31 protein-coding genes and 1 pseudogene are annotated in these 26,991 nt (G+C 64.1%); 17 read left to right on the plus strand and 15 right to left on the minus strand.

Going from position 1 to position 26,991, the window contains the following annotated elements:
- Nucleotides 1-6: 6 nt before the first annotated feature.
- From QUW00_RS05395 to trxA, 3 genes are all read right to left on the minus strand, one after another.
- Nucleotides 7-915, minus strand: coding sequence for an MBL fold metallo-hydrolase (locus QUW00_RS05395; protein WP_204539660.1), 909 nt, complete (start codon nucleotides 913-915; stop codon nucleotides 7-9).
- Between the two features lie 241 nt (nucleotides 916-1,156).
- Complete coding sequence (locus tag QUW00_RS05400) at nucleotides 1,157-2,068, minus strand: LysR family transcriptional regulator (RefSeq protein WP_289613368.1); 912 nt, start codon at nucleotides 2,066-2,068, stop codon at nucleotides 1,157-1,159.
- A gap of 149 nt (nucleotides 2,069-2,217) precedes the next feature.
- Entirely contained in the window at nucleotides 2,218-2,538 is a 321-nt protein-coding gene (gene trxA / locus QUW00_RS05405; RefSeq protein WP_289613369.1) for a thioredoxin, read from the minus strand.
- A gap of 181 nt (nucleotides 2,539-2,719) precedes the next feature.
- Here trxA and QUW00_RS05410 point away from each other — a divergent pair, with 181 nt between their 5' ends.
- Nucleotides 2,720-3,304 carry a hypothetical protein gene (locus QUW00_RS05410; RefSeq protein WP_289613370.1) on the plus strand — a complete coding sequence of 195 codons (585 nt, stop codon included), beginning with the start codon at nucleotides 2,720-2,722 and terminating at the stop codon, nucleotides 3,302-3,304.
- A 234-nt stretch (nucleotides 3,305-3,538) separates the two neighbouring features.
- Here QUW00_RS05410 and QUW00_RS05415 read toward each other — a convergent pair whose 3' ends face one another.
- Complete coding sequence (locus tag QUW00_RS05415) at nucleotides 3,539-3,721, minus strand: DUF362 domain-containing protein (RefSeq protein WP_204618010.1); 183 nt, start codon at nucleotides 3,719-3,721, stop codon at nucleotides 3,539-3,541.
- A gap of 438 nt (nucleotides 3,722-4,159) precedes the next feature.
- On the opposite strand from QUW00_RS05415, the gene dnaK reads away from it, so the two are divergent.
- The 4 genes from dnaK to QUW00_RS05435 all read left to right on the plus strand — a co-directional run bounded on the left by dnaK (nucleotide 4,160) and on the right by QUW00_RS05435 (nucleotide 8,640).
- A complete protein-coding gene (gene dnaK / locus QUW00_RS05420) occupies nucleotides 4,160-6,058 on the plus strand; it encodes a molecular chaperone DnaK (protein ID WP_289613371.1) in 1,899 nt (632 codons plus the stop codon).
- A gap of 2 nt (nucleotides 6,059-6,060) precedes the next feature.
- Entirely contained in the window at nucleotides 6,061-6,900 is an 840-nt protein-coding gene (locus QUW00_RS05425; RefSeq protein ID WP_289613372.1) for a nucleotide exchange factor GrpE, read from the plus strand.
- 138 nt (nucleotides 6,901-7,038) lie between these two features.
- Nucleotides 7,039-7,995 carry a DnaJ C-terminal domain-containing protein gene (locus tag QUW00_RS05430; protein WP_289613373.1) on the plus strand — a complete coding sequence of 319 codons (957 nt, stop codon included), beginning with the start codon at nucleotides 7,039-7,041 and terminating at the stop codon, nucleotides 7,993-7,995.
- A 231-nt stretch (nucleotides 7,996-8,226) separates the two neighbouring features.
- A complete protein-coding gene (locus QUW00_RS05435) occupies nucleotides 8,227-8,640 on the plus strand; it encodes a heat shock protein transcriptional repressor HspR (protein ID WP_289613374.1) in 414 nt (137 codons plus the stop codon).
- 423 nt (nucleotides 8,641-9,063) lie between these two features.
- Here QUW00_RS05435 and QUW00_RS05440 read toward each other — a convergent pair whose 3' ends face one another.
- The 4 genes from QUW00_RS05440 to QUW00_RS05455 form a co-directional block, all read right to left on the minus strand.
- Nucleotides 9,064-9,936, minus strand: a complete 873-nt coding sequence (locus QUW00_RS05440) for a LysR family transcriptional regulator (RefSeq protein WP_289613375.1) — start codon at nucleotides 9,934-9,936, stop codon at nucleotides 9,064-9,066.
- A gap of 101 nt (nucleotides 9,937-10,037) precedes the next feature.
- Nucleotides 10,038-10,307 carry a Txe/YoeB family addiction module toxin gene (locus QUW00_RS05445; protein WP_289613376.1) on the minus strand — a complete coding sequence of 90 codons (270 nt, stop codon included), beginning with the start codon at nucleotides 10,305-10,307 and terminating at the stop codon, nucleotides 10,038-10,040.
- 2 nt (nucleotides 10,308-10,309) lie between these two features.
- On the minus strand, nucleotides 10,310-10,570 hold the full coding sequence (locus tag QUW00_RS05450; RefSeq protein ID WP_289613377.1) for a type II toxin-antitoxin system RelB/DinJ family antitoxin: 261 nt from the start codon (nucleotides 10,568-10,570) through the stop codon (nucleotides 10,310-10,312).
- Between the two features lie 104 nt (nucleotides 10,571-10,674).
- Nucleotides 10,675-11,568, minus strand: coding sequence for a LysR family transcriptional regulator (locus tag QUW00_RS05455; RefSeq protein WP_289613378.1), 894 nt, complete (start codon nucleotides 11,566-11,568; stop codon nucleotides 10,675-10,677).
- Nucleotides 11,569-11,669: 101 nt separating this feature from the next.
- On the opposite strand from QUW00_RS05455, the gene QUW00_RS05460 reads away from it, so the two are divergent.
- The 5 genes from QUW00_RS05460 (at nucleotide 11,670) to QUW00_RS05480 (ending at nucleotide 14,880) form a co-directional block, all read left to right on the plus strand.
- Complete coding sequence (locus QUW00_RS05460; protein WP_289613379.1) at nucleotides 11,670-12,035, plus strand: cyclophilin-like fold protein; 366 nt, start codon at nucleotides 11,670-11,672, stop codon at nucleotides 12,033-12,035.
- 33 nt (nucleotides 12,036-12,068) lie between these two features.
- Complete coding sequence (locus tag QUW00_RS05465; RefSeq protein WP_289613380.1) at nucleotides 12,069-13,085, plus strand: aldo/keto reductase; 1,017 nt, start codon at nucleotides 12,069-12,071, stop codon at nucleotides 13,083-13,085.
- A gap of 51 nt (nucleotides 13,086-13,136) precedes the next feature.
- Complete coding sequence (locus QUW00_RS05470; RefSeq protein WP_289613381.1) at nucleotides 13,137-13,610, plus strand: flavodoxin; 474 nt, start codon at nucleotides 13,137-13,139, stop codon at nucleotides 13,608-13,610.
- 61 nt (nucleotides 13,611-13,671) lie between these two features.
- Nucleotides 13,672-14,421: a carboxymuconolactone decarboxylase family protein gene (locus tag QUW00_RS05475; RefSeq protein WP_289613382.1), complete on the plus strand. Its 750-nt coding sequence runs from the start codon at nucleotides 13,672-13,674 to the stop codon at nucleotides 14,419-14,421.
- Nucleotides 14,422-14,598: 177 nt separating this feature from the next.
- A complete protein-coding gene (locus QUW00_RS05480) occupies nucleotides 14,599-14,880 on the plus strand; it encodes a cysteine-rich small domain-containing protein (RefSeq protein ID WP_289613383.1) in 282 nt (93 codons plus the stop codon).
- 69 nt (nucleotides 14,881-14,949) lie between these two features.
- Here the strand turns inward: QUW00_RS05480 and QUW00_RS05485 are convergent, their stop codons facing one another.
- Complete coding sequence (locus QUW00_RS05485) at nucleotides 14,950-16,023, minus strand: M42 family metallopeptidase (protein WP_289613384.1); 1,074 nt, start codon at nucleotides 16,021-16,023, stop codon at nucleotides 14,950-14,952.
- Between the two features lie 228 nt (nucleotides 16,024-16,251).
- On the opposite strand from QUW00_RS05485, the gene QUW00_RS05490 reads away from it, so the two are divergent.
- From QUW00_RS05490 to QUW00_RS05505, 4 genes are all read left to right on the plus strand, one after another.
- Nucleotides 16,252-16,521, plus strand: coding sequence for a hypothetical protein (locus tag QUW00_RS05490; RefSeq protein ID WP_289613385.1), 270 nt, complete (start codon nucleotides 16,252-16,254; stop codon nucleotides 16,519-16,521).
- Nucleotides 16,514-17,188, plus strand: coding sequence for an amino acid ABC transporter permease (locus QUW00_RS05495; protein ID WP_289613386.1), 675 nt, complete (start codon nucleotides 16,514-16,516; stop codon nucleotides 17,186-17,188). Before QUW00_RS05490 ends, QUW00_RS05495 begins: the two co-directional genes overlap by 8 nt.
- Nucleotides 17,189-17,191: 3 nt before the next feature.
- On the plus strand, nucleotides 17,192-17,944 hold the full coding sequence (locus QUW00_RS05500) for an amino acid ABC transporter ATP-binding protein (protein WP_289613387.1): 753 nt from the start codon (nucleotides 17,192-17,194) through the stop codon (nucleotides 17,942-17,944).
- Nucleotides 17,945-18,128: 184 nt separating this feature from the next.
- Nucleotides 18,129-18,962 carry a transporter substrate-binding domain-containing protein gene (locus QUW00_RS05505; protein WP_289613388.1) on the plus strand — a complete coding sequence of 278 codons (834 nt, stop codon included), beginning with the start codon at nucleotides 18,129-18,131 and terminating at the stop codon, nucleotides 18,960-18,962.
- A 38-nt stretch (nucleotides 18,963-19,000) separates the two neighbouring features.
- Here QUW00_RS05505 and QUW00_RS05510 read toward each other — a convergent pair whose 3' ends face one another.
- The 3 genes from QUW00_RS05510 to QUW00_RS05520 all read right to left on the minus strand — a co-directional run bounded on the left by QUW00_RS05510 (nucleotide 19,001) and on the right by QUW00_RS05520 (nucleotide 21,107).
- Complete coding sequence (locus tag QUW00_RS05510) at nucleotides 19,001-19,885, minus strand: anti-sigma-I factor RsgI family protein (RefSeq protein WP_289613389.1); 885 nt, start codon at nucleotides 19,883-19,885, stop codon at nucleotides 19,001-19,003.
- Entirely contained in the window at nucleotides 19,882-20,370 is a 489-nt protein-coding gene (locus QUW00_RS05515) for an RNA polymerase sigma factor (RefSeq protein ID WP_289613390.1), read from the minus strand. Before QUW00_RS05515 ends, QUW00_RS05510 begins: the two co-directional genes overlap by 4 nt.
- A gap of 161 nt (nucleotides 20,371-20,531) precedes the next feature.
- A complete protein-coding gene (locus QUW00_RS05520) occupies nucleotides 20,532-21,107 on the minus strand; it encodes a hypothetical protein (protein ID WP_289613391.1) in 576 nt (191 codons plus the stop codon).
- Nucleotides 21,108-21,427: 320 nt separating this feature from the next.
- Between QUW00_RS05520 and QUW00_RS05525 the strand changes: the two genes are divergently transcribed.
- On the plus strand, nucleotides 21,428-22,417 hold the full coding sequence (locus QUW00_RS05525; RefSeq protein ID WP_289613392.1) for an alpha/beta hydrolase: 990 nt from the start codon (nucleotides 21,428-21,430) through the stop codon (nucleotides 22,415-22,417).
- Between the two features lie 83 nt (nucleotides 22,418-22,500).
- Nucleotides 22,501-22,995 carry a cyclophilin-like fold protein gene (locus QUW00_RS05530; protein ID WP_289613393.1) on the plus strand — a complete coding sequence of 165 codons (495 nt, stop codon included), beginning with the start codon at nucleotides 22,501-22,503 and terminating at the stop codon, nucleotides 22,993-22,995.
- Between the two features lie 108 nt (nucleotides 22,996-23,103).
- Here the strand turns inward: QUW00_RS05530 and QUW00_RS05535 are convergent.
- The 3 genes and pseudogenes from QUW00_RS05535 to QUW00_RS05540 form a co-directional block, all read right to left on the minus strand.
- Nucleotides 23,104-23,358 (minus strand): annotated as a pseudogene (locus QUW00_RS05535) (HepT-like ribonuclease domain-containing protein); the annotation flags it as partial.
- A gap of 79 nt (nucleotides 23,359-23,437) precedes the next feature.
- Nucleotides 23,438-23,653 (minus strand): nucleotidyltransferase family protein, encoded by a 216-nt coding sequence (locus QUW00_RS09365; RefSeq protein WP_354003410.1) that lies wholly within the window; start codon nucleotides 23,651-23,653, stop codon nucleotides 23,438-23,440.
- On the minus strand, nucleotides 23,654-23,902 hold the full coding sequence (locus QUW00_RS05540) for a type II toxin-antitoxin system RelB/DinJ family antitoxin (protein ID WP_289613394.1): 249 nt from the start codon (nucleotides 23,900-23,902) through the stop codon (nucleotides 23,654-23,656).
- 440 nt (nucleotides 23,903-24,342) lie between these two features.
- Here QUW00_RS05540 and clpB point away from each other — a divergent pair, with 440 nt between their 5' ends.
- Nucleotides 24,343-26,967 carry an ATP-dependent chaperone ClpB gene (gene clpB, locus QUW00_RS05545; protein ID WP_289613395.1) on the plus strand — a complete coding sequence of 875 codons (2,625 nt, stop codon included), beginning with the start codon at nucleotides 24,343-24,345 and terminating at the stop codon, nucleotides 26,965-26,967.
- Nucleotides 26,968-26,991 lie beyond the last annotated feature (24 nt).

Consider the following 26,991-nt stretch of genomic DNA (forward strand, 5'->3'; position numbering starts at 1 on the left):
GATGCGCTATTGGGCGGAGATTCCGGTGGTGATGCTGTACCACTGGTACGGCTTGGGGTTGAACGCCACGCCGGGGTAGCCGTCCGCCTTCAGCACCCCGTTCACGCGCCCGAAGTACTCGTTTAAGTCCTCGCCCTTGGCGCGCGCGTTGTTGTGGTGCAGCGGCATCATGAGCTGGGCGCCCATGGCCTCCATCTGGCGGGCGTACTCCTCGGGGGTGTACGAGCGGATGCGGTGGCGAAGCATCAGGTTCGGGGCCTTGTCGCGCACGTGGCGCACGTGGTCGGGGTAGTCGCGCCCCGCCGAGAAGTCGATGCGGTAGTTCTGCGGGGTCTCGATCAGGAAGTTGAAGCAGAACATGGTGCCCAGGCCGTTCAGACGGTTGGGGCACGGGATGGCAAAGTCATCGCTTGCCGCATACGGGGTCTCGGGGCTGCTCGGACGCATGAAGGCGCCCTCGCGGAAGGCGCGGTTGTCGTGCGCGCCCGGGTAGACCGTGAGCGTGAAGTCGTCCAGGTAGTAGGTGTTGCCCGGGTACAGCGGCATGATGGCCCCATACGGGATGTCCTCCACACGGGCGAGTTCCTCGGCCGCCCCCGCCGGGACCAGCACCCGCCCGTAGAACTTGTTCCAGAGGTCACCGGCGATATTCATGTGGTCGCCGTGCACATGGCTGATCAAGATGTAGTCGGCACCCGTGAAGTCGTCGACCGAAAACCCTTCCTGCGCGTAGACCTTGAGGGAGTTCGCCTGCTGCTTCGTGAGTTCGGGAAGCACCCGCAGGTTGTCGCCCTCCCAGTAGAAGGGGTCGGTGACGATCGTCTTGCCGTTGGGCAGCACCATCTCGTAGCACTGGACTGAGATCCAGCGGATGCGCAGCGCCTCGGACTGAACGGATTCGACATAGTCGCTCATCGTCGGTCCTCCTTTCTCGTTTCATGCTCCATAACCAGCATTCCTCCTTTTCACATGGGTGGATATCTCGTCGATGTGGAATATAGAAAGCGAGAAGAAATGTGTAAAATGACTTAATATTCAGTTTTGTTGAGAAAAAGGAATAGTGCAGACCGCGAGGGGTTGACGCATGGGTGGTCATGACATGAAAAACGCGCCCAGCAGGCGCGTTGAGACAAGAGATGCTATTTCTTAATACTCTTTAGGATATATATCCATATAACAATCTAACGACTTTCTGCATATGCATCAGCGACTCGTCCTGGTCCAGATCCTTGGATGTCACCATGCACATCTGCTGTTCTTCTCGTGTTCCTTCCGGCAAACAGAGGCAGGTGACGGAATTGCGCAGATAGGGAGGCTCCATCACGATGGTGTTGCCGAGACCGCGATACACGGCGCCGAGCGCACTGCGCACGTCATTTACGTACAGGCGGTTGACGGGATGCTTGCCGATACGGTCAAAATAGGCCTGCGCCGTCGCTCCGGACCTCGTCAGGGTGGCAATGCGGATAAAGGGCTCATCGAGCCAGCGGTCATCGGCGACGACCGGATAGGGGTAGCCGCTTTTGAGCTCGGCGGTGTCGAGCAACTCGGAATCGTCGGGCACCACGAGCACCGGGCGCGCAGGGCTGAGCGGGACGTAGGTGAGCCCCGAGCGGAAGCTGTCCACATAGGCCAGGCACACGTCCAAGTCGCAGTTTTCCGTATCGCGGATGAGCTCGGCCGAGCTGCTCTCCCGCACGCTCACGGGGCGGACGCCGGGGTTTGCAAAATAGGCTGGCAGCAGGCGGTCCAAGATGAAGTCGGCAAAGCCCATGCCGTACCCGAGGCGGATGGCGTCGGCGCCGTTGGCTTTAAGTTTCTGGATCCCATCCGCCACGAGCTGGTCCTGCCGGATGATCTCGCGCCCCCGGTCGACATAGAGCTTGCCGATGGGCGTCAGGGTGAAGCGCTTGCCGTGCCGGTAGAACAGCGGGCTGCCGAGCTCGGACTCGATGCGCCGGACGTATTTGGACAGCGCGCCCTGCGTGATGCGCAGGCGCTCCGCCGCCGCGGTCAGGCTCGCTTGGTCGGCGATCTCGACGATATAGCTGTAATCCTTGATGTTCATGGCGCTCCTGCGGCTCGGGTGCCTTACATCATATCCATGTGTCCGCGCTGCGGCTCATGAGGTGCAACGAAATGACGCGAGGGGCCCGCGTGCGAGCCCCTCGCGTCTTGAGGGAAGGCGCCTTGTTGGAAGGAGGGGGAGAAGTGGATTTACAGCGCCTTGGAGATTTCTGCAGCCAGGCGCGCCTTGGGCATCGCGCCCACCGTGCGCATGGCCTCCTGGCCGGACTTGAGCATCACGAGGGTGGGGATGGACATGACGCCGTACTTCATGGCGATGTCCTGGTTCTCGTCGACGTTGCACTTGGCGACGATGAGCTTGCCCTCGAGCTCGCCGGCGAGCTCGTCGACGATGGGGGAGAGCGTGCGGCACGGGCCGCACCACGGAGCCCAGAAGTCGATGAGTACGGGCAGCTCGGACTTGAGCAGGCTGTCAAAGTTCTGGAGCGTGGCCTCGACGATGTTTGCCATAAGATCCTCCTATGCGGTCTCGCGTCTGCGCGCGGGGCATTTCGTACGTTGGGGGTTATACCCAGTTGCCAGCGGGCATTGCATGCGGATTGCGGGAATTGCGCGTCGGCGGTTCGCGCGCGCCCGGTGCCGTCGGCGCGGTATGATGCCGTAAGGAATCGAGCGGCGAAGGGGGCCTTTCGTGCACATCTCAACCGCAGACAGGAAAGAGGCGCTTGCGCGTGCGACGGAGCAAGAGCTCGATGCACTGGCCCGCCGCGGCGTGCGCACCGCCGGCAACGCGTTGTCACCTATCGTGCTGGTCAAGGGCTGTCTGAACGCCGAAGAGCGCACGTGCGGCGAGCTGCTCGGCGGTGCAGACGGGGCCGCCCTGCGCTCGGCGCTTGCAGCGATCGGCTACGCTCCGGAGGATTTCTGCGCCCTTGCCGCCGTTGCCGGTCCCGCCGATGCTGCCGATTCGGTGGCTCCCGCAGGCGAAGCGCTTCCTGCCGACGTGTTTCGCGAGGCGCTCGAGACACTGGACCCCGAGGCCGTGTTGCTGCTCGACGACGTGGCGGCCGACGTCATGCGCGACGCGTACGCCGACGCTCTGGTCGTCATCGAGGATTTCGACACCGCTATGCTCAAGCCGGGCCTGGTCGCCCATGTGCTGGGCCGGCGCGTGCTGGCGCTCGACGGCTTCGAGGCGGCGCTTGCCGACCCACGCGAGAAGCAGCGCATGTGGGCCTACATCAAGCAGCTTCCCCCGGCAGGCGCTCCCTACTAATTGTGCCCCTGCGGCGCAGTGCCCGGCGTTAAAACACCCTAGGGATTATTTTACATTGCGCATTCTATTGAATGCGCAATGTAAAATAATCCCTAGGGTGTTTTAACGCCGGGCACTGCGCGGACGGGACCTCAGCGAAAGCCTGTGGTTCCGCACCGATACCCCTGATGAAAAAAAGAGCCCGGCTCCTTGTGGAACCGGGCTCTTCGTGCAATGCGCGATGACGCGAGCGAGTTACTCCTCGATCTCGGTGATAGCGCCGGCCGGGCAGGCCTCCTGGCAAGCGCCGCAGGCGATGCAGGAATCCTCGTCGGTCACGGTAGCAACATCGTTGAGCTCGAGAACGCCCTGGGGGCAGGAGTCAACGCAGACGCCGCAGGCGATGCACTCATCAGCATCAATGATAGGCTTGGCCATGATAGTATCCTCTCTCTGTGCGATACATGGTGCGCTCGATGCGATAGGCGATACGCGCATCGAACTTTTCTGGGCTTAACATACCACGAGGGACCATCAATGCAAGCCCCGAGGGGAGCATTTTCATACCGTTCGCCGAGTCAACCGAGGTTGACTCGATGCGCAGCTCGCGTGCTGTGCATCGAGTCGCGCCGAAGGACAGACGGCGCTGTTCGGATTCTCACCGCATGACCCCAAACCTCCTTTCAGGTCATCTGCCTGACCTTTTGCCTGCTTCGACCGCCCTCTCTCCAGTTTTTTAGAAAATCTTATATGGAATGACTTAGATTTTGTATAACTGGGCCTATAAGGGGATATAGTATGGTCGAACGAAAAAACGCGGGACGTTCGGAAGGCTCCGGCGGCCCGGCAAGTAAAAGGAAAGAAGAGGGATACATCATGGGCAAGATTCTTGGTATCGACCTTGGTACTACCAACTCCGCCATGGCCGTCTTTGAGGGCGGCGACCCCACCATCATCGTCAACGCCGAGGGCGACCGCACCACCCCGTCCGTCGTGGGCTTCCGCGCCGACGGCGACCGCGTGGTCGGCAAGGCCGCTAAGAACCAGGCAGTCACCAACCCCAAGAACACCGTGTTCTCCATCAAGCGCTTCATGGGCCGCAAGTACTCCGAGGTCTCCTCTGAGATCAAGACGGTCCCCTATGAGGTCAAGGAGGGCCAGGGCGGCCGCGCCGTCGCCTGCATCGACGGCCAGGACTTCACGCCCGAGCAGGTCAGCGCGATGATCCTGCAGAAGATGAAGACCGACGCCGAGAAGTACCTGGGCGAGACCGTCACCGACGCCGTCATCACCGTCCCGGCCTACTTCAACGACGCCCAGCGTCAGGCCACCAAGGACGCCGGCAAGATTGCCGGCCTGAACGTCAAGCGTATCGTCAACGAGCCGACCGCCGCGGCGCTCGCCTACGGTCTCGACAAGCAGGGCACCGACCAGCGCATCCTCGTCTTCGACCTGGGTGGCGGTACCTTCGACGTCTCCATCCTCGACCTGGCCGACGGCGTGTTCGAGGTCCTGTCCACCTCCGGCGACAACCACCTGGGTGGCGACGACTGGGATCAGCGCGTCATCGACTGGCTGGCCGATAAGTTCCAGTCCGACAACGGCATCGATCTGCGTCAGGACCCCATGGCCCTGCAGCGCCTGAAGGAGGCCGCCGAGAACGCCAAGAAGGAGCTCTCCGCCGCTCAGCAGGCCACCATCAACTTGCCGTTCATCACCGCTGACGCCACCGGCCCCAAGCACCTCGACTACACGCTGACCCGCGCCGAGTTCGAGCGCATCACGCACGATCTGCTCGAGCGCTGCAAGCAGCCGGTCACCAACGCACTGCGCGACGCCAACCTGCGCCTGTCCGACCTGACCGAGGTCATCCTCGTCGGCGGCTCCACACGTATGCCCGCCGTCCAGGACCTGGTCAAGAACATGACCGGCAAGCAGCCCAACATGTCCGTGAACCCCGACGAGGTCGTCGCCGCCGGCGCTGCCGTCCAGGGCGCCATCCTCTCCGGTGACGGCCCCTCCGACATCCTGCTGCTCGACGTCACGCCGCTGTCGCTGGGTGTCGAGACCATGGGCGGCATCATGACCAAGATGATTGACCGCAACACCACGATCCCGACCTCCAAGACCGAGATCTACTCCACGGCGGCCGACAACCAGACCTCCGTCGAGATCAACGTCCTGCAGGGCGAGCGCGAGCTGGCTCGCGACAACAAGAGCCTGGGCAAGTTCCAGCTGACCGGCATCCCGGCCGCCCGCCGCGGCGTGCCGCAGATCGAGGTCACCTTCGACATCGACGCCAACGGCATCGTGAAGGTCTCCGCCAAGGACAAGGGCACCGGCAAGGAGCAGCAGATCACCATCTCCGGCTCCACCGCGCTGTCCGATGAGGAAGTCGACCGCATGGTCAAGGACGCCGAGGCTCACGCCGAGGAGGACAAGAAGCAGAAGGAGGAGGTCGAGGTCCGCAACCAGACCGACAGCCTCGCCTACTCCACCGAGCAGACCCTCGCCGACCTGGGCGACAAGGTCAACGCCGACCTCAAGGCCAAGGCTCAGGCCGCCATCGATGAGGCCAAGAAGGCCCTCGAGGGCTCCGACGTCGAGGCCATCAAGACCGCCGGCGACAACCTGCAGTCCGTGGCCTATGAGCTCGCTCAGATCGTGTACGCCGACGCTCAGCAGGCCTCCGAGGGCGGCGCCGCCGGTACCGCGGCCGGCTCCGACGATGATGTCGTCGATGCCGACTACGAGGTTGTCGACGAGGACAAGTAATCATGTCCGCCCGCAATGACCACACGGAGGCGGCCGCCGCTGCCGCCTCCGCGGATGCTGAGGAGAAGGACGTGAAGATTCCCGTAGAGGCAGCCGACGAGGCAACGGAGGCTGTCGAGACCGAGGCCGTTCAGGCCGCGCCGGAGCAGGCCGACCAGGCGAACGCCGAGGAGACGCCCACCATGACCGAGGAGGAGATGGTGGAGGCGGCCATCCGCGCCGGCGAGCAGGCTGCCAACGACGACTTCAAGCTCAAGTTCGAGCAGGTCCAAGACGAGTTGGCGCAGGTTCGCGCCGAGCTCGACGCCGCCGCCGAGGCTCGTGACGCCGCCGAGGCGAAGGCCGCCGACGCCGTCGACCGCACCGCACGCCTGCAGGCGGATTGGGAGAACTTCCGCCGCCGTACCGCCGCCGAGCGTCTGGCCGAGCGCGAGCGCGCGACCGAGAAGCTCGTCTGCGCTCTGCTGCCGGTTGTCGACGATATCGAGCGCGCCATCGATCACGCGCGCTCCCAGGAGCTCGCCGATGACTTCAAGCAGTTCGTCGACGGTGTCGATGCGGTGCACGCGAAGCTCATGAGCGTGTTTGAGCACGAGGGCGTCGAGCCCATCGATCCGGCGGGCGAGCCGTTCGATCCGCTCGAGCACCAGGCCGTGGGCCGCGTCGAGGACCCGGACGTCTACGACGAGACGGTGCGCGACGTGTACCAGAAGGGCTACCGCATGGCCGACCATATCCTGCGTGCGGCCATGGTCACGGTGACCTACGGCGGGGCCAAGCGACCCGCCCCGGAACCCGAGGAGGCTCCCGAAGAGGCTGCCCCGGAGGATACCGAGGAGTAAGACGCGAAGGCTCCGGGGCAAATCGCTCCGGAGCCTTTTTAAAGTGTGCGCGACAGGAGCGCTTCCCAGGCCTGCCCGATGGGCGGACATGCGAGGGATGCCATCCCGGAGCGCACGGTGGAAAGGAGGAGGCGCACCATGCCACAGGGTAAGACGTTCTACGATGTGCTGGGTGTCCAGAAAAACGCCTCCGATCAGGAGATCAAGAAGGCTTTTCGCAAGCTCGCGCAGAAGTACCATCCCGATGCGGGCGGCGACGAGGCCAAGTTCAAGGAGATTTCCGAGGCGTACGAGACGCTGTCGGATCCCAAGAAGCGCAAAGAGTACGACCAGATGCTGATGTTCGGGGGCATCCCGGGCGCCGGCGGTGGCGGCTATGCCTATTCGGGCGGTGCCGGGGCCGGCGGCTGGAGCGACATCTTCAGCAGCATCTTCAACGGCGACGGCGCGTTTGGGTCCGACTGGGCGAGCGGATTCGGCGGCATGGGCGGCGCGGCCGGCCGTGCGGCGAACCGTCCGCGCAAGGGCAGCGACCTGTCGCTTTCCGTCGACGTGTCCGCCGAGGACGCGTTCCGCGGCGTCACGCACAAGGTGACCTACCGCATCCCGTCGACCGGCGAGCAGCAGACTATCACGGTCTCGGTGCCCGCGGGCGCGGTGGACGGCGGCAAGCTGCGCTACAAGCGCCGCGGCGAGTACGGCGTCAACGGCGGCGAGCGCGGCGATCTGGTCGTGACCACCAACGTCGCCGAGCACCCGCTGTTCAAGCGCAAGGGTGCCGACGTGACCATGGAGCTGCCGATTTCGGTGTACGAGGCGGCGCTCGGTTGCTCGGTCGAGGTGCCGACGCCCGGCGGCGCGACGGTGCGCCTGAAGGTGCCGGCGGGCACGCAGTCGGGCAAGACGTTCCGGTTCAAGGAAATGGGTGCGCCCGACGTGAAGCACCGCGGCCGCACAGGCGCGCTGCTGGTGAAGATCGCCGTGCAGGTACCCACCGGTCTTTCGGGCGACGAGAAGGCGGCGCTCGAGAAGCTTCGCGAGAGCGATCAGCGCGACTATCGCGCTGAGGTGAACCGCTATCGGGCGAAGGTGTAAGCGTCGGTGCCTTCGGCCCGGCCGGCCGGCTGAGGCACCGCACCTTGCCGCTCAAGCCTTCGGGCGCCGCACGCTAGGCGTGCGCCCTCGGCTTTCACGGCAATCTGCGGCACCTCAGCCGGCCGACTTCGTTGCTGACAAGATAGGGCTGGGTTCAATCTTGTCACTTGCGTGGTAGATTTATGACAGGGAAGCATATCCTGGCTGTCATGAAGAGTTGGGGGATAGAACATGGCTGATGATGCGCGCAACAAGCCGCTGTACATGATTTCCGTTGCGGCGGAGCTGACGGGCATGCACCCCCAGACCCTGCGCGTCTACGAGTCCAAGGGCCTGGTGAACCCGCAGCGCTCGGGCGGCAATACGCGCCTGTACTCGCGTGCGGACATCGAGCGTCTTGAACTCATCAATCAGCTTACCGACGAGGGTATCAACCTCGCCGGCGTGGTGCGCATTCTCGACATGAAGGAGCGCGCCGAGGAACGCGAGCGCGAGACGGAGAAGCTCCGCGCCCGCGTACGCGAGCTCGAGGAGCAGGTCCACGAGTTCAAGATGCAGAAGAAGATCACCGCGCTCGCCCCGCGCGACGGCTCGGCCGACCCCCATCAGGTCCTGCGCGGCCTGCTCGGCAACGGCGACCTGTAGGTTTGCATCGCATTCGGTTGACGAGCGCCCGCCCTTCGCATGAGGTGTGCGAAGGGCGGGCGCTTTGCTTTGCCGATTACGGGTGCCTACGGGCGATTGGGTCATCTGTACCTGCCTCCAATGGCGCAAACAATGGCATTGAAGAAATGCCCCGGCTGCATTGCGGGCAATTTGTTCAGATATGAAGGTTTTCGGCCGGCTAAATCGGCTGAAAGGGGCCATGCTCGGGGTGGGAGCTTGCCGGAGGTAAGCCGATCCGCAGAATCATAATGTCTCATATTGTGTGCGCGGGTACTTTCCGGGCCGTTGTCCCGTGCTGATGGCGCCGACGCCTTCATATCTGAACGAATTGTCCACCTTGAAGAGGTGTCAGCGGAGTCGCCCGCTCGCGCGCTGCGGCAGTCCGGTCGCTGCGTCGAATCGCTATCCCCACAGACTGCGGATCTTGTCGAGGAAGACACTTGCCGCCGGCGAGAACTCCTGATAGCGCTTCCATGCGATGGTGATGTTGGCATGCATGGGCGGATCGAGCGGCCGGAACGCAAGCCCGCTGCCTGCCGAGGTGTCCACGATATTCTCGAGGCTCACCACGTAGCCCACACCGCGGCGGGCGAGCAGCGCGGCGTTGAACAGCAGGTTGTACGTGGCGACGATGTCCAGCTCGGCAAAGTCATGCTTGAACCACCTGCGCATCTCCTGGCTGGCCTGGCGCGAGAAAATGAGCGGCCGGTCCAGCAGATCTTCGGCGCGGATGACGTCGAGCTGGACAAGCGGGTCGTCTTCGCGCATGAAGACGCCCCAGGTGTCGCGCGCGGGCAGCTCGATGGCCTCGTAGCGCGAGAGGTCGGTCTGCCCGATGAATACGCCGAAGTCGATGCGCCCGGTGTCCAGGCGCTCACCCACGTCCTCGGCGTTGCCGCTGAACAGCGAAAACCTCAGCAGGGGATAGGCTTCCTGCAGCTCGGCGATTACGTCGGCGATCAGTCCCATGGCCTGCGTCTCGCCGCCGCCGATGCGCACCTCGCCGGCAAGCGTGTCGGCCGACACCAGAAACTCCGATTCCGTGCGCCCCACGAGGTCGACGATCTCCTCAGCACGTTTGCGCAGACGCATGCCTGCCTCGGTGAGCTCGATGCGGCGGCTGCCGCGTTCGAAGAGCGTGCAGCCCAGCTCGTGTTCCAGGTCCTGCATCTGGCGCGAAAGCGACGGCTGCGAGATATGCAGCACATTCGCTGCGCCCGAAATCGTGCCCTCACGGGCGACCATCAGGAAGTACTGCAAACGGCGAAGCTCCATAGCGCGGCCTTTCTATGCGTTCGGGGCGTGGCGACAAGATTGAACCCGGCGCCAACTTGTCACGACAAGATGGGACCGGGTTCAATCTTGCCGCTTTGGCATTAGCGGTTTTCGTAGTGGCCTCGGCAGGAGACGATGCGCACTACGTCTCCGTCAACCCTGTAGGTGAGTCGGTTCTTCCCGTCGATGAGAACGCTGCTCAGGCCCTCTTTTGAGTGCTTGAGCAATTCGGCCTTGCCGATGCCCGGCTCGGTTCCGCCGGTTCGTGCGATGTCTTTAAGCAGAGCATTGATACGGCGGAGCGTCTTCTTGTCCTGCGTGAGCCAGTACCGATAGTCAATCCAAGCTTGGTCGTCCCATAGATACGGCATTTCTAGATCTCCACGAGATCATGCTCTGCTTCGTTCCCGTTGCGCATGGAGCGGTGGCGGGCATCCATTTCTGCCGTGTACTCAGATTCGCTGGGGACGCGCCGGCGCACGTCAAAGGGGAAGCCACCCTCCTCTACGAAGCGCTTCATGAAGACCGTAAGCGCAGAGGTGGCGCTGAGCCCGAGATCTTCCGCCGTTGCCTCGAATGCTCGTTTGAGGTTGATATCGACGCGGTTGCCAAGGGGTGCGGTCGTGCTCGCCATGTCAGCTCCTTGCTACAATTAATGACGATTGTATTCTAACCAATATCACTTGCTTTCAAACGTAGACATAGGCAACAAGATCGAACCTGGCGCTAACTTGTCGGTCAAGCTTGGAGCTCTTCCAGGAAGAGTTGGACCGCGCGCGAGCGCGGGGTGTTGCGCTTCCAGACGACGTCGATGATCGAGACCGCGGGTGGGTAGAGCAGGCGGAATGTGAGTCCCGTGTTGCCGCCCGTCGCCGTGAGCCCCTCGAGCGTGAGCATGCGGCCCGCGCCCTCTTGGACAAGCAGCGCTGCGTTGAAAGACAGGTTGTACGTTGCGGCGACATCGAGCGTGCGGCCGTGTTCGCCGAACCATGCGCCCAGGGGCCCGAGCGGCCCGTCGTCGCTCCATGAGCGCTCCGGCATGACGAGCGGGGCGTCGGCAAGGTCCGCGGGGCCGATGACCTCCTGCGCGGCCAGCGGATCGTCCTTTCGCATGACGACGCCCCAGGCGTCGGTGGGCTGCAGGCGCAGGTGCCCGTAGCGGTCGTTGTCGGGGTGAGACATGAGGACCACGAGGTCGTCCAGTCCGTGCTCGAGCCGCTCGATCAGGTCGGTGGCGATGGCGCTGTGCAGGTGGAAGCGCACGTGGGGATAGCGTGCGCGGAAGTCCGCGATATGTTGCGCGACCTGCCTCATGGCGACGCTCTCGCCGGCGCCGATGTGGATGTCGCCGGCGACGATACCCTCGTCGTGGGTGAAATCGGCAGCGGTCTGGTCGGCGAGCCCGACGATCTCCTGCGCGCGACGCCGCAAGTACAGGCCCTGTTCGGTGGGGGTAACGCTTCGACTATGGCGCTCGAGCAGGTCGCAGCCCAGCTCGCGCTCGAGTGCGGCGATCTGGCGCGACAGCGCCGGCTGGGTCACGTGCAGTGCTTCGGCAGCGCGCGACATGGTGCCGTATTCGCAGACGGCGAGGTAGTAGCGTAAGGCGCGAATCTCCACGAACTCCTCCAAACCATAACGATTCCTTATATCACGATATACAGTATAAGCAATTGTATTCATCTCATTCCGGACGGAAACTGAGTCTAGAGACGTTGTAGGAGGAGGTGGACATGGCGCGGCGCATCGTGATGCATGTTGGGGACGTGACGGTTGCGGCCCTGCTCAACGACTCCGTCGCCGCCCATCTGTTCGCCGAGCGACTTCCCGTGCGCATCCGCATGAGCGCATCGACGGTCGGTTGCTGCGGACCGGCGCCGTTCGAGATGCCCGTCGATGCCGCCCTCGTGCATCGCGGCTGGATAAACGGCGACATCAACTACAACCCCGGCGGCGGCTGGCTCGCGGTGTTCGTCGAGGACGAGGAGAACTCGGGCCGCTACGGCGACCAGTTCACCATCGGCCGCATCGAGGGACCGCTCGCGCCGCTACGTGCGCTCACCGGCGCGTATGACGTCCTGATCGAGGTGGAGTCGTAGGGAGCGGCCCCTTTTCACGAAAGGAGATCGGCCATGCAGTACACGACACTCGGCCATTCAGGTATCGAGATCTCGAAGCTCTGCCTGGGCGGCATGAGCTTCGGCAAGGCGTCGCCCGACTTCCACCAGTGGACCATCGGGCGCGACGACACCCGCGCGGTCATCAAGCGCGCGCTCGACCTCGGCATCAACTTCATCGACACGGCAAACTGCTATGCGTTCGGCACGAGCGAGGAGTGCATCGGCGCCGCCCTGCGCGACCTGGGCGTCGCTCGCGATCAGGTGGTGCTCGCCAGCAAGGTGTACTTCAACGAGGGCAAGCTCTCGCGCGCGGCCATCGACCGCGAGATCGACGGCACGCTCAAGCGCCTGGGTACCGACTACCTCGACCTTTACATCATCCATCGCTTCGATTACGAGACGCCGATTGAGGATACCATGGAGGCGCTCGACGCCCTTGCGCGCGCCGGCAAGGTCCGAGCCCTCGGCGCGAGCGAGATGTACGCCTACCAGCTGCATAACATGCAGGTCGCGGCGGAGCGCAACGGGTGGACGCCGTTCACGAGCATGCAATGCCACTACAACCTGCTCTACCGCGAGGACGAGCGCGAGATGATCCCCGTGTGCCGCCAGTTCGATATGGCGCTCACGCCGTATTCGCCCATGGCGTCGGGGCACCTGTGCCGCCCCACGTGGGATTCCGAGTCCAAGCGTTCTACGACCGACACCACCATGCGCAACAAGTACGACGCGGCGCGCGACAACGACATGCAGATCATAGGCCGCGTGGCCGAGGTCGCTGAGCACCATGGCGTGCCGATGGCGCAGGTCGCGCTCGCCTGGCACTGGGCGCGCGGCGTGGAGTCGCCCATCGTGGGCTGCTCGCGCCCCGAGCGCGTGGATGATGCCGTGGGGGCGCTCGACGTGGAGCTGACGGCCGACGAGGTGGCCTACCTGGAGGAGCCCTATGTCGCCCATGAGCTCGTGGGCCCCGCCGCCCGCCCGGGCGAAAAGCCGCTGGCCGGCACTACAAACCCCAACGTGAAATAGCGACAAGGTGGTACCAGGTACAAACGTGTCGCGCTGTGGAAGGGAATGACTATGGGCAAGACATTGGTTGCGTATTTCTCGGCGGGCGGGACGACGGCGCGCGCAGCGCGCGAGGTCGCGCAGGCGACGGGTGCCGATCTATACGAGATCGCGCCAAAGCAGCGCTATACGGCGGCGGACCTCGATTGGAGGGACGCATCGAGTCGCAGCTCGGTCGAGATGAACGACGCGGGTTGCCGTCCGGCCATCGAGGGCGTCGTCGGGAACATGGGGGACTACGACACGGTCTTTGTCGGCTTCCCCATCTGGTGGTACGTCGAGCCGCGCATCGTCGACACGTTTCTTGAGTCCTACGATTTCGCGGGCAAGACCCTGATTCCGTTCGCCACGTCGGGCGGCAGCGGCATCGCGCGGGCTGAGAAGAGCCTGGCGGAGCATTGCCCGGCGGCGATCTGGAGGCCCGGCCGCCTACTCAACGGCGGGGGCGCCGCAGCATGGGCGAAGGGCCTGCAGCAGGTGAAATAGCGCCAAGCGCACGTTTTCATACCAACGGACCGTATCGGCAAGCGATTGAAAGGAATCCAGAATGGCAGTGAAGCAGACGGCCGGACGCGATCAGCTCGGTGTCGTGGCACCCAAGTTCGCGCAGCTCAACGACGATGTGCTCTTCGGCGAGGTATGGAGCCGCGAGGACAAGCTCTCGCTCAAGATGCGCTCAATCGTCACCGTGGTGACGCTTGTGGCGAAAGGCATGGTCGACAGCTCGTTCGAGTTCCACATGGCGAGCGCCAAGGCCAACGGCGTGACGCGCGACGAGATGGCCGAGATCCTTACCCACGAGGCCTTCTATGCGGGCTGGCCCAATGCGTGGGCGGCTTTCCGCGTGCTGCTCAAGGTCTATGGCGAGGATGCGGACGATGGGTCGGGCAAGACGTTCGCCCCTATGTTCGGCATGGGCAACCCCAACGACGCCTACGCGCAGTACTTCATCGGCAACTCGTACCTCAACCCACTGACCGATGCGGCCGAGGCGGGCGTCGGGCTCGCCAACGTTACCTTCGAGCCCGGTTGCCGCAACAACTGGCACATCCACCACGCGAGCAAAGGCGGCGGGCAGATCCTCATCTGCACCGACGGCCGCGGCTGGTACCAGGAGTGGGGCAAGGAGCCGCAGGTGCTCACGCCCGGCACCGTCGTGGTGATCCCGGCCGGCGTCAAGCACTGGCACGGCGCGGCGCGCGATTCGTGGTTCAGCCACATCGCCTTCGAGGCTCCCGGTGAGGGCTGCTCCAACGAGTGGCTCGAGCCGGTGGATGACGCCTCCTATCCCGCGTAGGCTCTCTGGGGGACACGGCCCGTCCGCCTCGCCATGCTCGGGCGTGGCGGGCGTGTAAAATACCCCAGGGGTTATTTTACATGTGATACTCGAGCGGGCGGGCGGATGGGCCGTTGTGTCGCCCGCCCTCATCGCCGACGGGTCTGCTACGATGGGCGCGACGACATCGGAGGCGCCATGGATATCCCAGCGACGGAGCACTACAAGTTTTTCAACCACACGGCATGCGAATTCTATCCCTGTCATGACATGCCGGCAGACGAGCTCAACTGCCTGTTCTGCTTCTGCCCGCTCTACTGTCTGGGACCTGAGTGCGGCGGTAATTTCCGCTACGTGGGCGAGAACGGTGACATCAAGGACTGCTCCGCCTGCACCCTGCCGCACCGCAAGGAGAACTACGACTACGTCATGCGGCAGTTCGAGCGCGTGAAGGACATCGCAAACCGACGCACGACATAAGGATGCGGCGCCCGCCTTGCCGGAAGACGGCAGAAGCGGGCACCGCGCTTTCCATCAGCGGCCCTGCGATTAGAACGACGCAAGTGCCTCGGGGGAGAGTCCTTCGGCCACGGCGATGGCGACGTCGATCGTCGTGCGGATGTCCTCCACGGCGCAGATGGCCGTGCCCGCGTGGATGTAGCGGCACGGGATGCCCGCCACGACGCTCGGGATATCGAGCTGGTGGAGCACGCCGCCGTTGGTGCCGCCGCCCGTGCGGACGGCGGTCTGCACGGGCAGGTCGCGCGCCGCGGCGACGCCCAGCACAAAACGCTGGTAGCGCGGGTTGGTGATCATGCAGCGGTCGAAATAGCGGAACATGGGGCCCCGACGGAGCGCCGTTTGGATCTCGTCGGCCGGGGTGAAGGTGTCGTCGGCCGGGCAGCCCTCGAACAGGAAGGCGGCTGCGGGCTTGACCTGCCGCGCCGCAGCTCCTATGCCGCGCTCGCCCATCTCCTCCTGTGCGGAGATGCAGCCCGCGACGTTGACGGGGAGGCCGTTGCAGGCGGCGAGTTCACGCAGGGCGAGCAGTAGCGCGCAGACGCCGACGCGGCAGTCAAAGGCCTTGCCGATGGCGATGCCGGTCGTCTCGTCGTAGGTAAAGGCGGTCGCAGGCACGATCGGCTCGCCGATACCGATGCCGAAGCGCTCGATGGCGTCCGCCTTGGACGTGGCGCCCACGTCGAGCGTCAGCGGCGCTGCGCCCTCGGCGCGCTCGGTGGCACTCCAGAAGTGCGGGGGCTTGACGCCGATGACGCCGCGGATCCACGCGCCGCGTGTCGTGCGCACCCAGACATCCTGTCCGGCGAGCGTGTTGGGGGCGAAGTGCCCCAGCTCCACGAAGTTCATCGTGCCGCCCGCGTGGATCGACTGGACCATGCCGCCGACCTCGTCGCCGTGCGCGTCGAACATGAGTGTCGGTTTGTCCGGTGCGGCGTTGTTCGGCGTGATGATGACGTCGAGCAGACTGTTGACCTCGACGGTCGCCCAGCCGCGGCAGAACTCGCGGACGATATCGACGACCTCGTCCTCAAAACCCGACGGGGACTTCGCGTCTGAAAGACGGGCGAGCAGATCGATCAGTTCGGCATCGGTGACGGCCATGGGCGCTTCCTTTCGGGGATGGTTCATCGCTCTCTATTGTTCCACAACGGATTTGCTCGCGCTCCGATGGTTTCGCGTCGCGTGGGCATGGCCGCCAGCGTCCCGAATGTTAAAAAATCCCTAGGGTGTTTTTACATCAATAGCTTCTAGGTATAGATAGCCATAGCTTATAGGTCTTTTACATGGGAGGAGGCCGGTCGTACCATGGTTTCACGATGGGAGGCTCCTATGGGTGATTTAAGCGAAGATCTTGAACGCTGTCTGTGCGACTGCGCGTGCGACGAAGCGCGCGCCGCGAAAGCCCGCTGCTCATGCGAGGAGGGGCGTGTTCGCGAGACCAAGCGCGTACTGCTCGACGAGCGTCGACGCCTGCTCGACGAGCTGCATGCCAGCCAGCGCGGCATCGATGCCATCGACCACATGCTCCATCGTGTGAGCTGCGAGTGCGCGCCTCGTGACCTGTTTGCCGATGGGAAGGAGGCGGGCGTCCATGAGTGACCGTGTCGTCGAGATCCTACTCGACTCGTTTTCCAAGATCCTCATCCCGGGTCTGACTGCCACGATCCCGTTGGCGCTCATCTCGTTTGCCATCGCGCTTGTGATCGCCATCGCGGTGGCGCTCGTGCAGTACGCGCGCGTGCCCGTGCTCACGCAGCTCGCGCGCTTCTACATCTGGATCGTCCGCGGTACGCCGCTGCTGGTCCAACTGTATGTGGTGTTCTACGGCCTACCCGATTTCGGCATCGTGCTCGACCCGTTTCCAACGGCGATCATCGTGTTTTCCATCAACACAGGCGCCTATTCGGCCGAGACCATCCGCGGCGCGCTGGAGTCGGTGCCGGCGGGGCAGCTCGAGGCTGGGTACTGCGTGGGTATGAGCTATATGCAGATCATGCGTCGCATCCTGTTGCCGCAGGCGCTGCGCACAGCGTTCCCGCCGCTTTCCAACGAGCTCATCGCGCTCGTGAAGGACACCTCGCTCGCCGCGAACATCACGGTGCTCGAGATGCTCATGGCGACGCAGCAGATTGTGTCGCGCACATATGAGGCACTGCCGTTGTATCTGGAAGTTGCAGCCATCTACCTGCTGTTCTCCACAGTGCTCACCTGGCTGCAGGGCATCGGCGAGAAGCGGCTCGCATCGTTTGGCATGGAGAGGGGGTAGGCGATGGCGGAGGACATGCTGCGCCTTGAGGGCGTGCGTAAGACCTTCGGCGGCTCCGAGGTGCTGCACGGCATCGATCTTACCGTGCGCCGCGGCGAGGTCGTGGCCATCCTGGGCCCGTCCGGTTCCGGCAAGACCACGCTGCTGCGCTGTGCGAACTTCCTGGAACGCGCGGACGCCGGCGTGCTCGAGCTCGGCGGCGAGCGCTACGATTTGGCGCAGGCGACCAAGCGCGAGATGGCGGCGGTGCGGCGCCGGACGGCCTTTGTGTTCCAGAACTACAACCTGTTCCGCAACAGAACGGTGCTGGGCAACGTGACCGAAGGGCTGGTCGTCGCTCGCAAGATGCCGCGCGCCCAAGCGGAGGAAATCGCCCGCGGCTGCTTGGAGCGCGTCGGCATGGCGGACCGTGCCGACGCCTATCCGGCGGAGCTGTCCGGCGGCCAGCAGCAGCGCGTGGCGATTGCCCGGGCCATGGCGACCGACCCGGAGATCATCTACTTCGACGAGCCCACGAGCGCTCTTGACCCCGAGCTGACCGTCGAGGTGCTGGGCTCCATGCGCCAGCTTGCCGAAGGCGGCATGACCATGCTCGTGGTCACGCACGAGATGGGCTTCGCGAAAAACGTCGCCGACCGCGTGGTGTTCATGGAAGACGGAGCCGTGGTGGCCGCGGCGTCCGCCCACGAGTTTTTCGACCATCCCGCCAACGACCGTGTGCGCATCTTCCTGCGCACCGTCGGAGGAGAGGGCTAGCACGGGTTGGACGGGTTGAATGGGGACGTGTTCCGTCCAACCCATCCGACTGTCTTTGACGCGGGTTGGATGAAAAAGGGTTGGAACGAACACGTCCCCAAATGACCCAAAAAGGGTTGGAGCGAGCACGTCCCCAAATGCCCCACCCAAATGCCCCAACCGTTTACTTCAGAAAGGAAGAGATATGTCCATTCAGATGATTTCGCGCCGTGGGCTCCTGACGATTGCAGCCGGCGCTGCGTCACTCGGTCTTGTCGGTTGCGGCGACGACGGCAGTGCGGCCGGCTCTGCGTCATCGGCGGGCGATGGCGATCTGCTCGCGCAGATTACCGGGCGCGGTTCCATGACGTTTGCCACCGAGGGCACCTGGAGCCCGTGGACCTTCCACAACGAGGCCGGAGATCTCACCGGGTACGATATCGAGGTCGCGCGCGCCATCGCCGAGCGCTTGGGCGTGGAGGCAGAGTTTGCCGAGGGCGAGTGGGACGGCCTGCTCGCGGGTCTCGATTCGGGCCGTTACGACACGATGGCCAACGGCGTGTCGGTCACCGAGGAGCGCGAGGAGAAGTACGACTTCACCGAGCCGTATGCGTACAACCGCATCGTGGTGATCACGACGGGCGACTCCGACATCGCGAGCATGGACGACCTTGAGGGCAGGACCACGGCGAACACGCTGGGCTCCAGCTACGCGATTCTGGCGGAGAGCCACGGCGCCATCAACACGGGCGTCGACGACTTCAACCAGACCATCCAGCTGCTCGAAAGCGGTCGCATCGACGCGACGCTCAACGACGAGGTCGTGTTCTACGACTACATGGAGCAGCACTCGGATGCCGATCTGAAGATTGCGGCGGAAAATGGCGAGTCCACGCACGTGGCGTTTCCGCTGCGTCGTGAGGAGGCCACGGCGAGCTTGCTTGCTGCTATGAACGAGGCGATCGCGGCGCTTCGCGAGGACGGCACGCTGTCCGAGCTTTCGCAGGAGTTCTTCGGCATCGACATCACCGAGGCCTAGACCCGGTTGTTGCGAAAGAGCCCCTGGGGCATTTTGCGTTATTCGGCGTGGTGACGCCTGCCTGAGCCCTGGCCCCCGCCCTGGCTCTTGCCTTGGCCGCGGTGGCCTTCCTCGTTGTGATGCGCGCCGCCGGCGACGCTTGCGGCAGTCTGCGAGGTGTCGACGCCCTCGGCCTCGATGAGGTCGAGCAGTTCGCGCATGGTCATGCTGGATGCCTCGTCGGCCGAGATGTCCACGCCCGCGGCGACGAGCTCCTGCCACACGCGGTACCTGCCGACGCCGATGCCGACGCTTGCCGCGGCGTGGTGCTCCTCCTCGCTTGCGTGCGAGCAGTGGACCTGATCCGTGCCCGATGCGCGCAGACAGCGCGTACCGACATCTTCAAGCTGGCTCGCCGCACGTCGGTCGTCGCAGATGATGGTGACCTCGATGGCCGAGGTATCGTCGAGGTAGTCTCGCAGGGCTTGTTCGATGGAAGTCATGGCCTGCTCATATGTCTCGCCATCGACATTCGCCGCGGCGAGCACGCGCTCGCCGTCGTCGTTGTAGGCACGTGTGCTCGCCACACGGTCAAAGCGGTTGATGCCGAGCTCGATGGAGGGATTCACGTCGATCGCCACGTAGGCGTAGGGCTGCCACGCCCATGCCACGCCGCCGATGCCCAGAGCCACGAGCGCCAAGCAGGCAGCTAGGACAGCGACGAGCGGCAGGCGGTGGTGCTTGCGCACCGTACGGCGCGATGGCTTTCCGTCGACGATGGAAAGCGGCTCCGTTGTGACAGGGGAGGGGCTGGCTGCGGGCTCGCGGGCCGCCTCCGTCTGCCGCTCAGCTTCGATTCGCGCGAGCGTGCGCTCAGCGAGGCCGGCGGGCATATGCACCTGATCGAAGGCCCCGCGCATCCGCTGTTCAAGCTTGTCGGTCATGACAGGGCCTCCCTCAGCTGCTTTTTCCCGCGCGAGATCCATGAGTACACGGTGCCCTCCGGCATGCCGGTCATTTGCGAGATCTCGCGCGCGGTATAACCCTCGTAGAGGGCGAGGTATAGTTGCGTTTTCGGCGGATCGCCCAGCGCGTCCATGGCGTCGAGGATCTCGCGCAGGCCGAGTGCCGCGTCATCGCTCTCGGCGCCGAGTTCCCCCTCGCGCCCCGCATCGGTGAGTTCCTCGACTGAGCTGTTCTTGGTACGCGCGCTTTTGAGGACATCCTTGCAGGCGTTGATGGCGACGCGCAGCAGCCATGCCTTTTTGTGGGCGTCGTCGTTAAACGGTGCATCGTGCAGCGCGAATTTGAGAAACACGTCCTGAAAGACGTCTTCGGCGTCAGCGGGGCGCAGGTACAGAAGGCACGCGCGCCACACGGCATCGCCATACGCGGCGATTGCCTGCTCGATGTCGCTGGCTGGACGCACGCGTTACACTCCTCTCCGCGTCGACGGGCTCGCGTGTCGCGATAGGATGGCAGCGGGCCCTTTCAGCATACCGCTCTTGCACGTGCCGCAGCGCCCGCACGGCGGGAGACGTCGTGCGGGCGCGGCCAATCGCTTGGATTTCCGAGGACAGGGGTAGATGGCTAGCAGCGGCCGTGGCCTGCGCCGTGGTGGCCGCCGTTGCCGGAGCCGTTGCCGCCGTGATGGCCGCCGCCGTTGCCGGTGCCCGTGCCTGCGCCGTTGCCGTATCCGCTGCCAGCGCCCGTGCCGTAGTTGTCGCACACCCCGTCGCCGTCGGCATCGACGTAGTTCGCACCGCAGCCCGCGCCCGCGCCGTATCCGTTGCCTGCGCCGGTACCGCCGCCTGCGCCGCTGCCAGCGCCCGTGCCGTAGTTGTCACACACCCCGTCGCCGTCGGCGTCGACGTAGCCCGCTCCGTTGCCGCCGCCTGCGCCGGTGCCGCGGTTGTCGCAGATGCCGTCGCCGTCGGCATCGACGAATACTGCGCATGCAGCCGATGTGCTGACGCGAGCGGCTCCGGAAGAAAGCGTGCCTGCAGCTTGGCAGACGCCGCTTTGCATGCCGGCGCCTCCGCCGGTGCCGGCGCCTCCGCCGGTGCCGGTGCCTGCCGCCAGCGCGGGAACGGCGCCGATAAGCGTCGCGCCCAGCGTGACGATCCCCAGCGTGGCTGCGATCGTGAGTTTCGTGTTCGTCTTCATGGCTTCGTCCTTTCCGTCGCTATGCCTGTGAAGCTTTCCTTCACAACAGAAACGAGCGACGCGGACGAATCCTTGCATCAACATGCGAAATACGTTCAGGCATTTTTTCGGGATGGGTTTGTCTCAGATAGAAGACTGTAACTGAGACAAACCCATGGGCATGAAATTACGCCCGACGCTTTCCCATGCTCGTTCCTGCGACAGGCTCTTTCTAACTATGCATATTCTGCATGAAACATCATCAGACATAGGTATTTGAAATGCCGCTGCAGCGCCCTGACAATGGAAGTGAACCTACATCGTCGCAGGAAGGGGCGCATATGCAGAACGCAGAGCTTACGTTGACGCAGGAATGGGACAAGACGTTTCCGCAGTCGGAGCTGGTTGACCATAGCAAGGTGACGTTCCACAACCGCTATGGCATCACGTTGGCGGCAGATCTCTACAAGCCGAAGGATGCTCCGGCGGACGCCAAGCTCGCCGCCATCGCCGTGTGCGGTCCTTTCGGTGCCGTGAAAGAGCAGTGCGCCGGCCTGTACGCTCAGACCATGGCGGAGCGCGGTTTTATCACCATCGCCTTCGATCCGTCGTTCACCGGCGAGTCGGGCGGAGAGCCGCGCTACATGGCGAGCCCCGACATCAACACCGAGGATTTCCTCGCCGCCGTGGACTACCTGAGCTGCCGCGACGATGTCGACCCCGAGCGCATCGGTATCATCGGCATCTGCGGTTGGGGCGGCATGGCCATCAACGCCGCGGCCCTCGACCCGCGCATCCGCGCGACGGTCGCCTCCACGATGTATGACATGGCGCGCATCAACGCCAAGGGCTACTTCGACGAGGCAGACAGCCCCGAGGCCCGCCAGGCTCAGCGCCGCACCCTCGCCGACCAGCGCACGCGCGATTACGCTGCGGGTACCTACGACCGCGCCGGCGGCGTCGTCGACCCGCTGCCCGCCGACGCTCCGTTCTTCGTCAAGGACTACTACGACTACTACAAGACGCCGCGCGGCTACCATCCGCGTTCGCTCAACTCCAACGACGGCTGGAACGTCATCGGCACGCAGAGCTTCCTGAATCAGCCGATTCTCGCCTACGCTGACGAGATCGAGACCGCCGTCATGGTGCTCCACGGCGACGCGGCGCACTCCTGCTACATGGGCAAGGACGCGTTCGCTCAGCTCAAGGGCGATAACAAGGAGCTCGTGCTCGTGCCGGGCGCCGTGCACACCGACCTGTACGATGGCGGCGGCAAGAACGCCATCCCCTGGGACGGGCTCCAGGCCTTCTTCGAGCGCTATCTGGCCTAGCGACACGCCGGGGCAAGATGGTGCCGGGTACAAACTTGTCGCGTCGGATCGGTTCGCCGGCGCTCGCCCGCAGGACCCTTGTTGTGGCGCTTGCTTTCGCCGTATCCGGTCTGACCGGATGCGGCGAGTCGGAGACGCCGACGACGGAAGGCTTGTCGGATATGGCGGGCGCCATCGCGCGCGAGAGCGCGGTGGGCATCGAGACGGATGCAGGTACGAAAGGGGAAGCCGTGCAGATCACGGTGACGGTCAACGGTGTGCCCTTCGCGGCGACGCTTGCGGACAACATGGCGGCGTCAAAACTCGCCGAGATGCTTTCGGGCGGGCCGCTGACGTTTGGCTTGAGCGACTATGCGGGGTTCGAGAAAGTTGGTGACCTGGGGTTCTCGCTTCCTGTGGAGAACGAGCGCATCACGACTGCTCCCGGCGATATCGTCCTGTACCAGGGCGATCAGATCGTGTGCTTCTACGGTGAGAACACGTGGAGCTACACGCGTTTGGCCCGGATGGACGACCTCGCGGGCTGGGAGGAGGCGCTCGGGTCGGGCGCTGTGGAGCTCACGCTTGCGCTCCCATAGCAAACGAATGCGGCCAATAGGGGCGGGTCGCTTTTGGTCTGGGCGCCGCGACCGCGTCACTCGAGATGACATGGGCGATAAGGTTGCACCCCGGCACCATCTCGTCGGTCAGCTTGACTTGAGTTGACGCTCGCAGAACTCCTTCAGGGGCGGCAGGTCCTCGGTGATGCTCTCCCAGAGGCCATCGGTGTCTACACTGGCGTAGGCGTGCGCGATGATGTTCCGGAACCCGCGTATCTCGTGCCAGGCGATGTCGTCGCGCTGTTCGATAAACTCGTCTGACAGGTCGTTGACGAATTCCCCCATCTGCTGGATGTAGAATGCACATCCGTCGCGGTAGAGCTCCTCCTCATCGAACCGCTCGCGTGTGGGGAAGAATCTCGCCCTGACGTCTTCGGTTTTACGGCACTATCTGAGAATCTGCTTGAGCGCGTTTCGTTCCTTATCGTTCATAGAGCAGCACCTGGTCCTGTTGGATATTCTGGCGAAAATCCTCGTCAAGGGAATCCAGGGTTACAACATCGACTGCCGCTTGGAGTTCGTGTTCAAGCTCATCGAGAAAGCCGCCCAGTGCAAGTCCCCGCATGGAGCCCTTATCGATAAGGATGTCGACATCGCTGTCCGGTTTTGCCTCGCCGCGGGCGTAAGAACCGAACAGCTATGCACGCTCGACGCCGTAACGGCGTGCGACATCCGAGACGACACGCTTGATGCGTCCGAGGGGAAGCGCATCCTGTGAGGCCTGCGGCATCTGAACGGCAAAGGGGAGGCCTTTATTCAAGACGATCTGGGCGTAGAGGGCGGCAATCGCAGCGGAGGGGCTGAGCCCCAACGTGCGGAGAATGGCATCCGCCTGCTGTTTCGTGCTGCTGTCGATACGCGCGCTGACGGTGGTGAACGTACCCATGGTTCCTCCGTAATAGTATCTATTACAATGTAATAATGGCTGAAACTAATAATGCCTGAAACAGGAGTCGCCGACGTGACAGGACAGTGCCAGGTACAAACTTGTCGGCTATTCAGAATGAGGCCTCGCGCGAAATGAGGCTCGGTGTTTTCACAAGGCGTTTTTCGGGATGGGTTTGTCTCAGATAGAAGCCCGTAACTGAGACAAACCCATGGGCATGAAATTACGCCCGACAAGATTGCACCTGACACCATCTTGCCGCACTTAGAAAATCTTATATATGGAGACTTAGATTTAGGTATAGCTGCAGCAAAAATCGGTAACAATACCTCTCGAACAGACGAATGCTGCCCCGGAGGGCAGCAGGCTGACCGCGTGGGAAAACGGTGCCTGTCCCCATGTTCCCGCGGGTCGGTAACACCCCAGGAGAGGTGAGGCATATGAGAATCGAGAAACTGGCCGTGACGTCGCGCGAGGCGCTGCAGGCGGCCATCGGCATCGCAAGCGATGCCCAGGCGGGTGCGGTGGAGCCCATTCACCTGCTGTCCGCGCTGCTCACGGGTGGTGAGCGCAACATCTCCGTCATCATCGAGCGCATCGGCGCCGATCCGACGCAGCTTTCGCGCGCCGCGGCGGAGGCCATCGAGCGCGCCCCGAAGGTCTCCGGCGACGGCGCCGAGATGGGCCTGTCGCGCGACCTCGTGCGCACGCTCGAGCGCGCCGAGAAGCGCGCCACCAAGATGCAGGACAACTTCGTGGTGACTGAGCACCTACTCATGGCGCTTGCCGAGGACAAGGGCGCCGCGGGTCAGGTCCTCAAGGCCGCCGGCGTCACGCCCGAGCGCATCGAGGAGGTCTACCAGGAGCTCCGCGGCGACGACCGCGTCAAGACCGCCGAGGACAAAACGCAGTTCGAGGCGCTGGAGCAGTATGGCCGCAACATCTGCGACCTCGCGCGCGCCGGCAAGCTCGACCCGGTCATCGGCCGTACCGACGAGATCCGCCGCACCATCCAGGTGCTTTCGCGCCGCACCAAGAACAACCCTGTGCTTATCGGCGAGCCCGGCGTGGGCAAGACCGCCATCGTGGAGGGCATCGCCCAGCGCATCGTGGCGGGCGACGTGCCCAGCACGCTGAAGGATCGCGACCTTATCGAGCTCGACATGAGCGCCCTTGTGGCCGGCGCCAAGTACCGCGGTGAGTTCGAGGACCGCCTGAAGGCCGTGCTCAAAGAAGTCGAGAAGTCCGATGGCCGCGTCATCCTGTTCATCGACGAGCTCCACACTATCGTGGGCGCGGGTGCGACCGAGGGCTCCATGGACGCCGGCAACATCCTCAAGCCGGCGCTCGCCCGCGGCGACCTGCACGCCATCGGCGCCACGACGCTCGACGAGTACCGCAAGTACATCGAGAAGGACGCCGCCTTGGCCCGTCGTTTCCAGACGGTCATGGTGGGCGAGCCCTCCGTTGAGGACACCATCTCCATCCTGCGTGGCCTGAAGGAGAAGTACGAGATCTACCACGGCGTGCACATCACCGATGGCGCGCTCGTAGCGGCGGCTGACCTGTCCGACCGCTATATCGCCGACCGCTTCCTGCCCGACAAGGCCATCGATTTGGTGGACGAGGCCGCGTCCCGCCTGCGCATGGAGCTCGACTCCATGCCGGTCGAGATCGACCAGACTCAGCGCAAGCTCACCCAGATGCAGATCGAGGAGCAGGCGCTCATGAAGGAGACCGACGAGGCCTCCGCCGAGCGTCTGGAGACCCTGCGCCAGGAGATCGCCGAGGTCCAGGAGAAGCTGAACGTCCAGAAGGCCGGCTGGCTCAACCAGAAGAACGCCATCGACCGCGTGCAGGACCTGAAGGCCCAGCTCGACCAGGCAAAGAGCGAGGAGGAGCGCGCCACGCGCGACGGCGACCTCGCCCGCGCCTCGGAGCTGCGCTTCTCGGTGATCCCGAGCCTGGAGCAGCAGGTGCGCGACGGCGAGGCCGAGATCGAGGCGCAAAAGACCGAGGGTGGCCTGCAGGAACAGGTGACCTCCGACGAGATCGCCGAGGTCGTCTCCGCATGGACCGGCGTGCCCGTATCCAAGATGATGCAGGGCGAGATCGAGAAGCTCCGCGACCTGGAGGGCGAGCTGCACAAGCGCGTCATCGGCCAGGACGAGGCCGTGCGTGCCGTCGCCGCGGCCGTGCGTCGCAGTCGTGCGGGCCTGGCGGACCCCGACAAGCCCATCGGAAGCTTCTTCTTCCTGGGTCCCACCGGCGTGGGCAAAACCGAGCTCGCCAAGGCGCTCGCCACGTGCCTGTTCGACGATGAGCGCGCGCTCGTGCGCATCGACATGTCCGAGTACATGGAGAAGTTCAGCGTCCAGCGCCTGATCGGTGCGCCCCCGGGATACGTGGGCTACGACGAGGGCGGTCAGCTCACCGAGGCCGTGCGCCGTCGTCCGTACAGCGTCATCCTGCTCGACGAGATGGAGAAGGCACATCCCGATGTGTTCAACATCCTGCTGCAGGTGCTCGATGACGGCCGTCTGACCGACGGTCAGGGTCGCGTGGTGAGCTTCAAGAACACGATCGTCATCATGACGTCGAACGTGGGCTCGAACGCCATCGCAGAGCTCTCCGGCAAGGACGACGAGGCCATGAAGCGCGAGGTCGACGAGGCCATGCGCACCACGTTCAGGCCCGAGTTCCTGAACCGTATCGACGACATCGTCGTGTTCCATCCGCTTGGCATGGCCCAGATCGAGAAGATCGTCGACATCCAGCTTGCCGACGTCCGCGCGCGCCTGGCCAAGGAGCGCATGACGCTCGACATCGCGCCGAGCGCCAAGCAGATGCTCGCCGTGGGCGGCCTCGACCCGGTCTTCGGCGCGCGTCCGCTGAAGCGCCTCATCCAGACCGAGGTCGTGGACACCATCGCCGAGGCCATCATCGACGGCCGCGTGCGCGAGGGCGACCAGATTACGGTCGACGTCGACTCCGACGGCAAGTTCTACGTGGTCTCCGACGCCACGGGCCCGGCTCCGACCTATGAGGTGCCGGACGAGGCGTAAGCCGTACAATGTCCCAAAAGGGGC

Source organism: Collinsella tanakaei, from assembly GCF_030373545.1.
Classification (GTDB): domain Bacteria; phylum Actinomycetota; class Coriobacteriia; order Coriobacteriales; family Coriobacteriaceae; genus Collinsella; species Collinsella tanakaei_C.